The 12,793-nt window shown below is 68.9% G+C and carries 11 protein-coding genes; 6 read left to right on the forward strand and 5 right to left on the reverse strand.

The window, feature by feature from the left end:
• Positions 1-45: 45 nt before the first annotated feature.
• The gene (locus JNK84_RS02955; RefSeq protein ID WP_293420405.1) at positions 46-2,511 is read left to right on the forward strand and encodes a DUF3772 domain-containing protein; all 2,466 of its coding nucleotides are present in this window, start codon (positions 46-48) and stop codon (positions 2,509-2,511) included.
• A gap of 16 nt (positions 2,512-2,527) precedes the next feature.
• Here JNK84_RS02955 and JNK84_RS02960 read toward each other — a convergent pair whose 3' ends face one another.
• Positions 2,528-3,073, reverse strand: coding sequence for a hypothetical protein (locus tag JNK84_RS02960; protein WP_293420407.1), 546 nt, complete (start codon positions 3,071-3,073; stop codon positions 2,528-2,530).
• A 108-nt stretch (positions 3,074-3,181) separates the two neighbouring features.
• Positions 3,182-3,886, reverse strand: coding sequence for an ArsR/SmtB family transcription factor (locus JNK84_RS02965; RefSeq protein ID WP_293420409.1), 705 nt, complete (start codon positions 3,884-3,886; stop codon positions 3,182-3,184).
• 139 nt (positions 3,887-4,025) lie between these two features.
• Between JNK84_RS02965 and JNK84_RS02970 the strand changes: the two genes are divergently transcribed.
• Positions 4,026-4,760 carry a sulfite exporter TauE/SafE family protein gene (locus JNK84_RS02970; protein ID WP_293420411.1) on the forward strand — a complete coding sequence of 245 codons (735 nt, stop codon included), beginning with the start codon at positions 4,026-4,028 and terminating at the stop codon, positions 4,758-4,760.
• A 150-nt stretch (positions 4,761-4,910) separates the two neighbouring features.
• On the opposite strand, the gene recD2 is transcribed toward JNK84_RS02970, so the two are convergent.
• Positions 4,911-7,097, reverse strand: coding sequence for an SF1B family DNA helicase RecD2 (gene recD2 / locus JNK84_RS02975; RefSeq protein ID WP_293420413.1), 2,187 nt, complete (start codon positions 7,095-7,097; stop codon positions 4,911-4,913).
• Positions 7,098-7,202: 105 nt separating this feature from the next.
• Between recD2 and JNK84_RS02980 the strand changes: the two genes are divergently transcribed.
• The 4 genes from JNK84_RS02980 to yddG all read left to right on the forward strand — a co-directional run bounded on the left by JNK84_RS02980 (position 7,203) and on the right by yddG (position 11,310).
• On the forward strand, positions 7,203-7,964 hold the full coding sequence (locus JNK84_RS02980) for a sulfite exporter TauE/SafE family protein (RefSeq protein WP_293420415.1): 762 nt from the start codon (positions 7,203-7,205) through the stop codon (positions 7,962-7,964).
• Positions 7,965-8,034: 70 nt separating this feature from the next.
• Positions 8,035-9,678 carry a Na/Pi cotransporter family protein gene (locus tag JNK84_RS02985; protein ID WP_293420417.1) on the forward strand — a complete coding sequence of 548 codons (1,644 nt, stop codon included), beginning with the start codon at positions 8,035-8,037 and terminating at the stop codon, positions 9,676-9,678.
• Positions 9,679-10,046: 368 nt separating this feature from the next.
• Positions 10,047-10,331 (forward strand): translation initiation factor IF-1, encoded by a 285-nt coding sequence (gene infA, locus JNK84_RS02990; RefSeq protein WP_293420419.1) that lies wholly within the window; start codon positions 10,047-10,049, stop codon positions 10,329-10,331.
• Positions 10,332-10,437: 106 nt separating this feature from the next.
• Positions 10,438-11,310: an aromatic amino acid exporter YddG gene (gene yddG / locus JNK84_RS02995; protein ID WP_293420787.1), complete on the forward strand. Its 873-nt coding sequence runs from the start codon at positions 10,438-10,440 to the stop codon at positions 11,308-11,310.
• 233 nt (positions 11,311-11,543) lie between these two features.
• Here the strand turns inward: yddG and JNK84_RS03000 are convergent, their stop codons facing one another.
• Both JNK84_RS03000 and JNK84_RS03005 read right to left on the reverse strand, forming a co-directional pair.
• A complete protein-coding gene (locus JNK84_RS03000; protein ID WP_293420421.1) occupies positions 11,544-12,317 on the reverse strand; it encodes a GNAT family N-acetyltransferase in 774 nt (257 codons plus the stop codon).
• Between the two features lie 17 nt (positions 12,318-12,334).
• On the reverse strand, positions 12,335-12,790 hold the full coding sequence (locus tag JNK84_RS03005) for a cupin domain-containing protein (RefSeq protein WP_293420423.1): 456 nt from the start codon (positions 12,788-12,790) through the stop codon (positions 12,335-12,337).
• Positions 12,791-12,793: the final 3 nt, after the last annotated feature.

Genomic DNA, 12,793 nt, shown 5'->3' on the forward strand with positions numbered 1-12,793 from the left:
CCGTGCCATGGTGCGGCCAGCGAATCGCCCCCAACCGGAAACGCCATGCGACACCGCCTTCGACAGGTCACGCTCAACGTCCTCCTCGCCGCCTTCCTCGCACTGGTCCATGTCGCGCCGGCTGTCGCGCAGACGCCGGCCGCGCCGCCCCCAGCTGCGGCTCCCGCGCGCGATGCGGCCGACACCGCCAAGGCCAGCCTCGATCAGGCCGAACTGACGCTGGAGCGCCGTCTGTCCGATCCGGAACTGACCGAGCTGCGCACCCGCCTCGACCCGATTCGCGAAGCCCTGACGGCGGCGCAGGCGCAGGTCGAGCCCCGCCTCGCGGAAGCGCGCGACCGGCTGACCCAGCTCGGCCCGAAGCCGGCCGACAACGCCCCTCCCGAGGCGCCGGAGGCGCGCCAGCAGCGTGACGAACAGACCAAGGCGGTCGCCGACCTCGACGCCCGGGTCCGCGCCATCCGCGTGCAGCAGTTGCGCGTCGACCAGCTGGCCGAGCGCATTATCGACCGCCGCCGGCAGCTCTTCACGGCACAGCTCTTCGAACGTTCCGTTCCGGTGGTCGACCCGACCTTCTGGACCCTGCTTGCCGAAGGCCTGCCGCGCTTCATGCGCTCGACCCGCTTCCTTGCACTGGACTGGTGGGGCTATCTGACCAATGTCGTCGGCTACAGCCGTTTGGCGGCAGCCGCCCTTGCCGGCCTCCTGACTGCTCTCGCGCTGACCGCGCTCTATCGCTGGCTGCGTCGCCGTGGCCTCTATGCAAACCCGGCCGACGAACCCGCCTCGAGACTCGCCGGAGTGCTCGCCACCTTCCGCGTCGCCGCCGAGCGTACCCTAGTCCTGCCGGTGCTCGTCGGCGCGGTGCTGCTGATCGCCGAGAATTTCGATCTCGTCCTGCCGCGGGCGCAGCCACTGGTGCCAGCCGCTGTCATCACGGCCGTCTTCATCATCTCGCTGACGCGCGGCATCATGCAGGGCGTGCTCGCGCCCGGCGCGCCGGCCTATCGGCTGATCAAGCTGACCGATGCCTATGCCGAGGCGGTGTTTGCAGCCATGCGCGTGGCCGCGTGGATCCTCGCCGCCGGCCTTGTCCTTCTCGCCTTCGCGCGCGTTATCGTGGCGCCCGTCTCGGTGACCGCCTTCATCACCACCCTGACCGCCGTCGGCATTGCCGGCGTCATCTTCTGGTTTCTCCGGCGGACGACCGACCCGGACGATGCCGGCGACGAGGATGCCACCGAGCCACAGGCATGGGGCTGGACGCGCCCTGCCCTGTGGCTCGGGTTCGCGGTCATATCCGTGGCGCTGATGGCCGGGTACATCCCGCTCGCCGGTTTCGTCGCCAGCCGCATCGCGGCGGCGGTGCTGATCGCGGCCGCCACCGTCATGCTGCTTGCGTTGATCGACGCGGTAATCGCCGAGTGGTTCGGGCCGACCACGGTTCGCGGGCGCTCGGTCTCTGTCGCCATCGGCATCCGGCCGGAGCGGCTCGACCTGATCGGCACGCTGATCGACGGCCTGCTGCGCGTCATCGTGCTGATCGCCTCGGCCATGGCGGTGTTCGGCCCATGGGGCTTCGGCGGCGCCGGCGCCTCGCTGGAGGACGCCTTCTTCGGCCTGCGCTTCGGCGACCTGCGCAACCTCATCCTGTCCATCGCGGGGGCCGGCGCCGTGGCGGCGGCTGGCTTCCTGGTGGCGCGTTCCGTGCTGAAATGGATCCGCGAGCAGGTCCTGCCGCGCAGCGGCATCGATGCCGGACTGCAGAACTCCATCGCGACCATTCTCGGCTATGCCAGCTTCGCCATGGTCGCGGGTCTCGCGCTGCGACAGCTCGGCCTCGACCTCTCCAACATCACGATCATCGCCGGCGCGCTGTCGGTGGGCGTCGGCTTCGGCCTGCAATCGATCGTGTCGAACTTCGTGTCCGGCCTGATCCTGCTGGCGGAGCGGCCGATCCGCGTCGGCGATTCCATCGTGGTGAAGGGCGAGGAAGGCTATGTCCGCAAGATCTCGGTCCGCTCGACCGAGATCGAGACCTTCGATCGCGCCACCGTGATCCTGCCAAATGCCGAGCTGATCTCCGGCGTCGTCAAGAACTGGACGCACTCCAACACGCTCGGGCGCGTGGCGATCCCGGTGCGCGTCGGCTTCGAATCCGATGCCGATATCGTCCGCGACGAACTGATCGCGGCGGCCTGCGACAACCGCTACATCGTGCAGCAGCCGCCGCCGCGCGTGTTCCTGATGCGCTTCGCCGATCTTGGCATCGAGTTCGAGCTGCGTGGCGTCGTCAGCAATGTCGAATATGCCTCGACCGTGAAGAGCGACCTTCAGCTGGCGATCCTGAAGCGATTCCGTGACCGCGGTATCGTCATGATGCCGACCGCATCGTTCCGCGATTCCGAGATCAAGCGCGAGACGACGCCGGCCGCATCGAGCGAGACCGGCACCGAGGTCGGCACGGCCGAACCCGTGGACAAGACGTCGCCGGAAGCCCGCAAAAGCTGATCGGCCGGCGGTCCGCTCAGTTGAACAGCCGCGCCACCGATCCGCGCGCCGAGGCGATCGCGCCGGTGATCCTGTCCTCCATCGGCAGACGGGGCAGCGACAGGCCGAACAGCTTTGGTCGCTCGGCCGCCGTCGGCGACGGACCGACCGAAACCGGTACGGTCATGGCGGCAAGCTCCAGCGGGGCCTGAGGCCGGGGCTCCGGCACCGGCGCCGCTGCCCGCCGGCGCTCGGCCGCGCGCGCCGCAGCCGGTCGCGGCATCGCCGCCACCGCCGCCGCCACGGGAGCGACAGCCACTGCCTTTTCCACCAGAGCGCTTTCGAGGCGGTCCGGCGGGCGTGCCGGCTGCCGCATGAAAACCTCGTCGAGATCGATGGCGGGTGCCGCGAGACGCGGCCCCGATGCCAGCTGGACCGGCGGATTCTGCGCGACGGTTCCGAACATCGACGCGACACGCGGCACGATCACCGCGGCACAGCTGGCCGCGACGACCGACACCGTGACCTGCACGGCAAGGCGCCGGCCGCCTGCCGCGATCTTGATGAACAATGCCTGCGCCATGATCTCTGGCCCCCGGATGCCGATACGCGGAAAAAAGCCCGGCATTGAGGCTGGATTCCGGATCGGACTGTGGCGGAGACCGCACTCTTCGGTGTCTGAATGTAACGATCAGGCCCGGCGGTGGAGCGCCTCCTCGGCCGAGAGCCATGCCTGAAAGGCCAGATGCCCCGGCGGCGTCACCGTCAGCGTCCGGCTGGTCGCCGATCGCCGCGCCCAGCCTTTCGCCATGGCCCGATCCAGGACTGCCTTGCCGAGCGCGCCGCCGAGATGCGGCCGCCGCTCGCTCCAGTCGAGGCAGGTGCGGCAGAGCGGCCGGCGGCTCCGCTCCAGCGCGGCGACGTCGATGCCCTCCGCGATGAAGAAGGCCCTGCCCGCCGGTGTCAGCGACACCGCTCCGTCGGCCAGCGCCAGCTGGCCCGTCGCGACGAAACCCTCGAACAGGCGCACGGCCCATTCGCCGGCCATGTGGTCGTAGCAGACGCGGGAGCGGCGCATGTCGGGGTCGCGCGGGCCCGTGCGCGTGCGCAGGTTGCCCGTCCGCGCGGCAATGCCCATCAGCCCCTCGATAACTTGCGCGATGTCGCTGCCCGACAGGCGGAAATAGCGGTGGCGGCCCTGCGCCTCGACCATCAGAAGGCCGGCGTCGCGCAGCTTCGCCAGATGTCCGCTCGCGGTCTGCGCGGTGATCCCGGCCTCGTTCGCGAGTTCACCAGCCGTCAGCGCGCGACCCGACATCAGCGCGCCCAGCATGTTGGCGCGCGCGGGATCGCCGATCAGCGAGGCGACCTCGGCGATGGATGGACCTTCCTTCATGGCGCGCCTCCATTGTCATGGGAGCACTCTAGGCCCGTCGCCGCAACAACGGTTCGGCCGCGGCCGAAGCGTCGGCGCGCCCGCACCGGGAGATTGACGGCCGGCGGGATCGCCCGCCAAGAGAAGTCCGGGAGCCGCCATGTTCATCCTTGCCGTTGCATCCGCCGTCTTCGTCCTTGCCGGTCTCGTCAAGGGCGTGATCGGCCTCGGCCTGCCGACCATCGCGGTCGGCATGCTCAGCCTGTTCGTGACGCCGGCTCAAGCCGCCTCGTGGATGCTGGTGCCCTCGCTGCTGACCAATATCTGGCAGGTCGCGGCCGGCCCGAACCTCTGGCCGCTGACCAAGCGCCTCGGCACCATGCTCGCCGGCATCGTCATCGGCACATTCGCCGGCTCCGGCATCATCACCGGCTCGTTTGCCGGCCACGCGGCAGTGGCGCTGGGCGTGGTGCTGATCGTCTATGCGGGACTGGCTCTCTCGTCATTCCGTCCGAAGGTGCCGGCTGCCGCCGAGCCCTGGCTATCGCCCGTTATCGGACTTGCGACCGGCATCGTTTCCGCCGGCACCGGCATCTTCGTCATGCCCTCGGTGCCCTACCTTCAGGCGCTCGGCTTCGAGAAGGACGACCTCGTCCAGGCGCTGGGCATCACCTTCCTGGTCGCGACGGTGGCGCTCGGTCTCGGCCTTGCCCGCGAGGGCACGCTGCAGATGGACACCGCGATCTTCTCGACCTGGATGCTGCTGCCGGCGCTGGCCGGCATGTGGATCGGGCAGGTGGTGCGCTCGCGCATCAGCGCCGCGACGTTCCGGACGTGCTTCCTCGTCGGGCTGATCATCCTCGGCGCGCATCTGGCGCTGAAGCCGCTGTTCTGAGGAGTGCCGATCGCGACCTTTCCGTCATGGCCGGGCTTGTCCCGGCCATCCACGCCTTGAACACGGCGATCGGAAGAAATTCGTGGATGCCCGGGACAAGCCCGGGCATGACGTCGCGGGTCCGGGAGCAGCAATGCGGCTCCACCAGCATTACCCCTCCAGCCATTCCCTGAGCTTCGTCGTGCGCGGCCGCGACCGTCCGCCATCCACGGCTATCCTCAGCGCGCGGCTCTCGCCGACCAGCACGACGAAGGCGCGGCCGCGCGTGACAGCCGTATAGATCAGGTTGCGCGCCAGCATGGGGTAGTGCTGCGTCGTCACCGGGATGACCACCGCCGGATATTCCGAGCCCTGGCTCTTGTGGATGGTGGTGGCATAGGCCGGCACGAGGTTTTCAAGCTCGGCAAAGGGATAGACCACCTGCCGGCCGTCGAAGAGAGCGATCAGTTCGCTCTCCTCCTGGTCGATCCTGAGCACCGAGCCGAGATCGCCGTTGAACACGTCGCGGTCGTAGTCGTTGGCGGTCTGCATGACGCGGTCGCCAGCCGCATAGGTCCAGCCATAGCGCTCGATGGAGCGGCCCTGCGAGGGATTGAGCACCTTCTGCAGTTCGATGTTCAGGTTGCGCGCGCCGAGCAGCCCCTTGTTCATCGGCGACAGCACCTGCACGTCGCGGACGGGGTCGAAGCCGAAGCGGCGGGGGATGCGCTCCTTGACGATCTCGATGATCTTGGCGAGCCCGTCATCCGGCGAGTTCATCTCGACGAAATAGAAGTCGCTGGGCTCGCCCGGCTGGGGAGGCTCCGGCATCTCGCCGTGGTTGATGCGGTGGGCGCTTGAGATGATCCGGCTCGCCTCCGCCTGCCGGAACACCTCCGTCAGGCGCGCCACCGACACGAGGCCGGAATTGATGATGTCGGCCAGCACCTGCCCCGGCCCGACCGAAGGGAGCTGATCGACGTCGCCGACCAGCAGCAGCGCCGCATCGGCCGGCAGCGCCTCGACGAGGGCCAGCATCAGCGGCACGTCGACCATCGAGGTCTCGTCAACGACGAGCAGGTCGCAGTCGAGGAGGTTCTCCCGCCCGCGCGAGAAAGCGCCGAACTCGGGATCGATCTCGAGCAGGCGGTGGATGGTCTTGGCTTCGAGACCCGTCTGCTCGGCCATGCGCTTGGCGGCTCGGCCGGTGGGCGCCGCCAGCACGACGCTGACGTCCTGCCGCGTGAGAATTTTCAGGATCGTGTCGAGCAGCGTCGTCTTGCCGACGCCGGGACCGCCGGTGATGACCGAGACCTTGGCGGCAAGGATGGTCGCCAAGGCCTCCCGCTGCGAGGGCGCGAGGGACTTGCCCGTGCGCTCCTCGACGCGGGGCACCTCGCGGGCAAGGTCGATCTCGCCCCAGGGCGCCTTGCCCTTCGCAAGGTCGCGCAGCCGCTCGCCGATGATCTTCTCGGCCCGGTGCAATTCCTTCAGAAACAGATGCGGTTCGCCGCCGATCGTGTCCGCGACGAGATTGCGCGACGCCACTTCCGCATCGGCGGCTTCGGCGATCAACGTCTCGTCGGCATCGAGCAGACGCGCCGCAAGCTCCACGGCCTGCTGGCGCGGCAGACCGGTATGGCCGTCGTCGCGCGCCTGCTGGAGCGCGTAGGTGATGCCGGCGCGCATGCGCTCGGGCGCGTCGCGCGCAAGCCCGAGCGACGTCGCGACACCGTCGGCGGTGAGGAAACCGATGCCGCGCACGTCTCGGGCGAGGCGATAGGGGTCCTGCCGGATCAGGCCGATGGCGTCCGTCCCCAGCGCCCGGAACACCCGTGCCGCCTGCCCGAGGCCGAGCCCGTGCTCCTGCAGGAACACGCCGAGATCACGGACGATACGGTCCTCCGCCCAGCTCTCGGTGATCCGCCTGATCCGGGCGTCGGTGAGGCCGGGCAGTTCCTTCAGCCGGTGCGGCTCGTTGTCGAGAACCTCGAAGGTGCGCTTGCCGAAGGCCTGAACGATCTTGTGGGCCGTGGCGATGCCGACACCCTTGATCGCGCCGGAGGCGAGATAGCGCTCGATGCCGTCCTTCGAGGCGGGCGGCGCGGTGACGAGGCTGGTCGCCTTGAACTGGAGGCCATGGGTGCGGTCGTTGATCCACGACCCCTGCGCGGTCATCATTTCGCCGGCCGCGACGGTGGCCGCCGTGCCGACGATGGCGACCGGCTGCGGCCGGCCGCGCACGCGCACCTTCAGCACCGCGAACCCGGTCGCGGGCGAATGGAACGTGACCCTCTCGATGGTGCCAGTCAGGGTCTCGACCGGGCCGGATGACGGCGAAGCGGCGCTCTCGCGCATGGCGGCGAATCGCGGATGACGATGGACGGGAACAGGCCGCGAACCTAGAACGGCGGAGCCTCCTCGTCCACGCCGAACCGGCGCACCTGCTCCCGGCCCACCCGCATGGCCTTCGCGCTTTCCGATGTCAGCCTCATCCAGGCCGCGATCGTGGCCGGCACGGCCTTCGGCGCCGCCATTGTCGGCGGCATGGCCGGCTATGGCACCGGGCTCCTGCTGCCGCTCGTTCTCGTGCCCGTCATCGGCGCGGAGAACGTCGTGCCGGTGATCGCGGTGTCCTCGATGTTCACCAATGTCGGCCGGCTGGTCGCCATGCGCGATTTTGTCGACTGGCGGAAGGTCGCGCTGCTGCTGCCGCTCTCGGTGCCGCTGGTCATCCTCTCCGCCTACGGCTTCACGCGCCTCGACGAGCGCGGCGCCTCGCTGGTCATCGGCACCATGCTGATCGTGCTGGTGCCGCTGCGCCGCTGGCTTGCCCATGTCGGCTTTCGCATTTCCGGCTGGCAGCTCATTCCGGCCGGCGGCGTCTACGGCTTCGTCACCGGCACGTCGACGGGGGCCGGCGTCATCCTCGTCTCGTTCCTGATGGCGGCGGGGCTGACTGGCCCGGCTGTGGTCGCGACCGACGCCGCTGCCTCCATCGCCATCGGAATCGCGAAGGCGGCGACCTTCGGCTGGAACGCGGCGCTGCCGCCGCCGGTGCTGATCTTCGCCCTGCTGGTCGGGCTTGCGACGCTTCCCGGCGCCTTCGTCGCGCGCTTCATCCTCGAACGCCTGCCGGTGCGGCTTCACACGCTGATGCTCGAAATGGTCATCGTCATCGGCGGAATCGGAGTGATGGCGCGAGGCCTCATGGCGTCACCTTGATGCCATGCTGCATCGCAATATGGACGCCTTGAACTATTTTGCTGGCTAATGATAAGCTTCGCGCGAAGCGATGTCGGCAACCCAGGTCATCATCCGCCTTCTCGGCGACGTGGCACTGCTCCTCTGGGGCATCCACATGGTTCACACCGGCGTCATGCGGGCGCTGGGTGGAGAGGTGCGGCGCGTTCTCGAACGCGGCCTGAAGAACCGCGGCTACGCGTTCCTGTCGGGTGTCGCGGTCACCACGGCCCTGCAGAGCAGCACCGCGACGGGGCTGCTGGCGACATCCTTCGCCGCCGACGGCGCGGTAAAGCTGGTTCCGGCCCTCGCCCTGATGCTGGGCGCCAATGTCGGCACGGCGCTGATCGTCCAGATCTTCTCCTTCGATGTCTCGCTGATCTTCCCGCTGTTCATCCTGGCCGGGCTCATCGCGTTCAAGCAGAGCCAGCGGACCAAGGTGCGCGATCTCGGCCGCGCCGCCATCGGGCTTGGCCTGATGCTGCTCGCATTGCATCTGCTGGCCGAGACCATGCGTCCGGTGGAGGGCGCCGTGGCGGTGCGCGACCTCTTCGCGGCGCTGACCCGCGATCCTCTCCTGAACCTTGCCATCGCGGCCCTGCTGACCTGGGCGGTTCACTCCAGCGTCGTCGTCGTGCTGTTCGTCATGTCGATGCTGGTGGCCGATGTCGTCGCCGCCCCCGCGGCGCTCGCCATGGTCCTCGGCGCCAATCTCGGCTCGGCGCTCAACCCGGTTCTGGAGAGCGCCGGCAGCGATCCCGCGCGGATGCGCCTCGCCATGGGCAATCTCGTCAACCGCGCCATCGGCTGCGCCGCCGCTCTGCCCTTCCTGCCCGAGATCGCCGATCTCATGGCCCGCGCGGGCCTTGCGGGCGGCGCGGCGGCGAGCAGCTTCCACCTCGCCTTCAACCTCGTCCTCGCCGCGGTCTTCATCGGCGTCCTGCCGCCGCTGGCGCGCCTCCTGACCCGCCTGTTCCCGGACGCGATCCGGCCAGATGATCCCGCGACGCCGAAATATCTCTCGCCATCGGCTATCGACACCCCGTCGGTCGCGCTGGCCAATGCGGTCCGCGAGACGCTGCGGATGACCGATGTCGTCGAAGCCATGATCCGCGGCTCGCAGGACGTGTTCCAGAACGCTGACCGCAAGGGCGTCGCGGAGGTCGCGCGGATGGACAACATCCTCGATCGCCTGCACGCCAGCATCGAGCGCTATCTCGCCTCCGTCGACGGCGAGGCACTGAGCGAGGCCGAGGCCCGCCGCCATGCCGACATCCTCGCCTTCGCCATCAATCTCGAACATGCCGGCGACGTGGTGGAAAAGAGCCTGATGAAGCTCGCCTCCAAGCAGATCAAGAACCGCATCGCCCTGCCGCCGGAAGCGCTGGACGAGATCGGCCAGATGCATGCGCGCCTGCTGGAGGATCTGCAGCTCGCGGTCGCAGTGTTCACCTCCGGCGATGTCGCGGCGGCGAGGCGGCTGGTCGAGGACAAGGAATTCTACCGCTTGCAGGAGCGCGCGGCGACCGACCGCCACTTCGCCCGCGTGCGTCGCGGCGATGCCTGGACCTACGAACTGTCCGGCATTCATCTGGACATCCTGCGCGATCTGAAGCGTGTCTCCGCCCACATTATCGCCACCGCCTATCCGCTGCTCGAACAGAGCGAGATGCTGCGTCGCAGCCGCCTGACCTGACACCCCTTGCATTCCCCGGAACCATCCCCATCTAGGCTTCAAGGCTGAACAGGCCCGTGCCCATGCGGTTCGGGCCGGCAATGGTCCTCCCCCTCCGGAGCCCTTGCCGACCGATCGCGTTGAGAAGCGCGAGGCCGGTTCTTCGCGCGACCGATGGCCACCCCTTCCGGCAGGCATTCAGCGCGCCAAGCGTTCAGCCCGAGACGCGAGATCACCTCATTCAGCCGACCGCGGATGTAACGGCGGCAAGAGGGTGGTCCCGCGTCGACAAATTCTGTATGACGCGAACCCTGGCATTTGGCGGCATTGCCGCCGGAGCCGGGGTTTTCTGCGCCGGACCGCCGGCGCACCGACGGAGAAGCCAGCCTATGGCGAAGGAAGACGTCCTCAATTTCGAAGGCCGGGTAACCGAGGTCATGCCCGACGCGCGCTTCCGCGTCGAGCTCGACAACGGCCACATGGTCATCGTCTACACGGCCGGAAAAATGAAGAAGAACCGGATCAAGACGCTGGTCGGCGACCGCGTGACGGTGGAGATGACGCCCTACGACCTCGACAAGGGCCGTCTGGTGTTCCGTCACAAGGGCGATGCCCCGCCCCCCGGCCCGCGCCCCGGCGGTGCCCGTCCCGGCGGCCCGCAGCGCCGGCGCTGATCCGCTTCGCGCGCGCCGCCCCCTGAGCGGCGCCGACAGCCCGACACGGCGACCCCAAACGGTCGCCGCATGCCGTTACGGGCCTTTCATGTCCTCAAACGCCGGAATCTCGTCCCGCTCCGCCACCCTGCTTGGCTTCGGCGCCATTGGCCTGTGGGGCCTTCTCGCGCTGTTCACGGCCGCGTCGGGACAGATTCCGCCGTTCCAGCTGACCGCGATGACCTTTGCGCTCGGTGGCAGCGTCGGCCTGGCCGTGGTCGCGGCGAGGCCCGGCGGTTTGCGGCTGCTCGCCCAGCCGCCCATCGTCTGGCTCCATGGGCTGGCGGGACTTTTCGGCTATCACGCGCTCTATTTCACCGCCTTGCGCTATGCGCCGGCGGCCGAGGCGAATCTCCTCAACTATCTCTGGCCGCTGCTGATCGTGGTGTTCTCGGCGCTTTTGCCGGGCCAGCGCCTCAAAGCCCACCATATCCTCGGGGCCCTGCTCGGCCTCACGGGCACCGTGCTGCTGATCGCAGGCCGCGGCGGCCTGGGCAGCGGCTTCGATCCCGCCCACCTCCCCGGCTACGCGGCGGCGGTCGGCTGCGCGCTGTTCTGGTCGGTCTATTCGGTGACGGCCCGACTCCTCCCCGGCGTGCCGACCGAGGCGGTGGCCGGCTTCTGCCTCGGAACCGCGCTGCTCGCCTTCCTCTGTCATCTCGCCCTGGAGACGACCGTGTGGCCGGTGGGCGCCGTGGAATGGGCCGCCGTCGCGGCCCTCGGCCTCGGGCCGGTGGGCGCGGCCTTCTATCTCTGGGACAACGGCATGAAGCGCGGCGATATCCAGATTCTGGGCGCGGCGAGCTATGCCGCCCCGGTGCTCTCGACACTGGCGCTGGTCGCCTTCGGCTTCGCGCAGCCGAGCGTCGTTCTTGCGATTTCGGTGGCGCTGATCGTCGCCGGCTCTGTGATCGCCGCGCGGGACCTGCTCCGGCGATAGCGGAGGTATCCTGCACCAGGGAATTGCGTCCTTCGAGGCTCGGGCTAACGCCCTCGCACCTCAGGATGAGGAAGGTGGGGTATTGCGCCTCCGTCAAATGAAGCGCGGCGATCGAGCTTCAACTCAGCCCAGTGCCACTCCCGACCGCCCTCATCCTAAGGTGCGAGAGAGCAAAGCGAGCGAGCCCCGAAGGACGCACTCGGCTGATGCGGGTCTCGTCGCTCGTGAGACGCTCAAGCCGCCGGCGGACGGCGGCACCAGTAGCGGTAGATTTCCGAGAAGCCGAGCCGCGCATACAGCGCCTGCGCCTTCACATTGGCCTCGCGCACCTGCAGATAGGCCGTGCCGGCGCCTTTCGAGCGCCCCCAGTGCAGGAGCGAGGTGACCATGCGCGCGCCGACGCCGCTGCCGCGTGCAGCCGGCGACACGGCGAGATCGTAGAGCCCGACATAGCCGCGCTCGGCGACCGCAATGCCGTAGCCGAGCGGCTCGCGCTCGACATAGACGGTGGCGAAGGCCGCCTCGACGCGGATGTTCGAGACAATGGCCGCCAGCATGTCGCGCTGCCAGTCGGCGAGTTCGTAGGCGGCGGCCGCGCCCTCGATCCAGGCGTCCGACGGCTCCTCGGCCATGACCACGCCGGCCGTGCCCGCGCCCTGGAGTTTCACGCGATCCTTCAGCGAGGCGGTCATCACCACGGTCGGGTCGTAGAAGGTCCAGCCTGCGGCTTCGAGCCCCGCATCGGTGCCGTCGGACGACAGCGGCGTGACCCGCACCATCGGTTCGATGCCCGCGCGGCGATAGACGCTCTTCACGATGCGGGCGAGCTCGTCTGTCGGCAGGGCCGAGGGATGCAGCTGGCTCGCCGCATTGGAGCGCTTGGTGTGGCCGCCGGCCATGCGCAGGAGCCAGCCATCGACGTGGACGGTCTGGAGCGCCGGCCAGGCATTGAACAGCCGCTCCTCCAGATCGCGGACGAGGGCGATATCGGTGGTGGTCTCGGTCATCGGGAGGCCCGCGAAACTCAGGAGCCCGGCCGCCAGCCGGGCGGGGCAAGCGTGAAGCCGGCGAAATCGAAGCCGGGCGCAACGGTGCAGCCGACCAGCGTCCAGTCGCCGAGGCTCTCCGCCGCCTGCCAGTGATGCGGCGGCACGACCCCTTGCGGCCGCTGACCGCCCGCGAAGTCGGTGCCCAGAAGATGATCGGCGACAGGTCCGGCATCGCCCGGCGCGATGGACAGCCTCAGGGCCGCGCCAGCATGCCAGTGCCAGACCTCCGTCGCATCCACCCGGTGCCAGTGCGAACGCTCGCCACGCTTCAGGAGGAAATAGATCGCGGTGGATGCTGCCCGGTTGCCCGTACCCGCCGCATCGCGGAAGGTCTCGCGGAAATGACCGCCCTCCGGATGGGGCTTGAGGTCGAGCAGGGCGATGATCTCGTCGGCGGTCAAGGACTGGGCGGTCAAGGGCTGGGCGGTCATCGG

Source organism: Phreatobacter sp., from assembly GCF_016793595.1.
Lineage (GTDB): Bacteria > Pseudomonadota > Alphaproteobacteria > Rhizobiales > Phreatobacteraceae > Phreatobacter.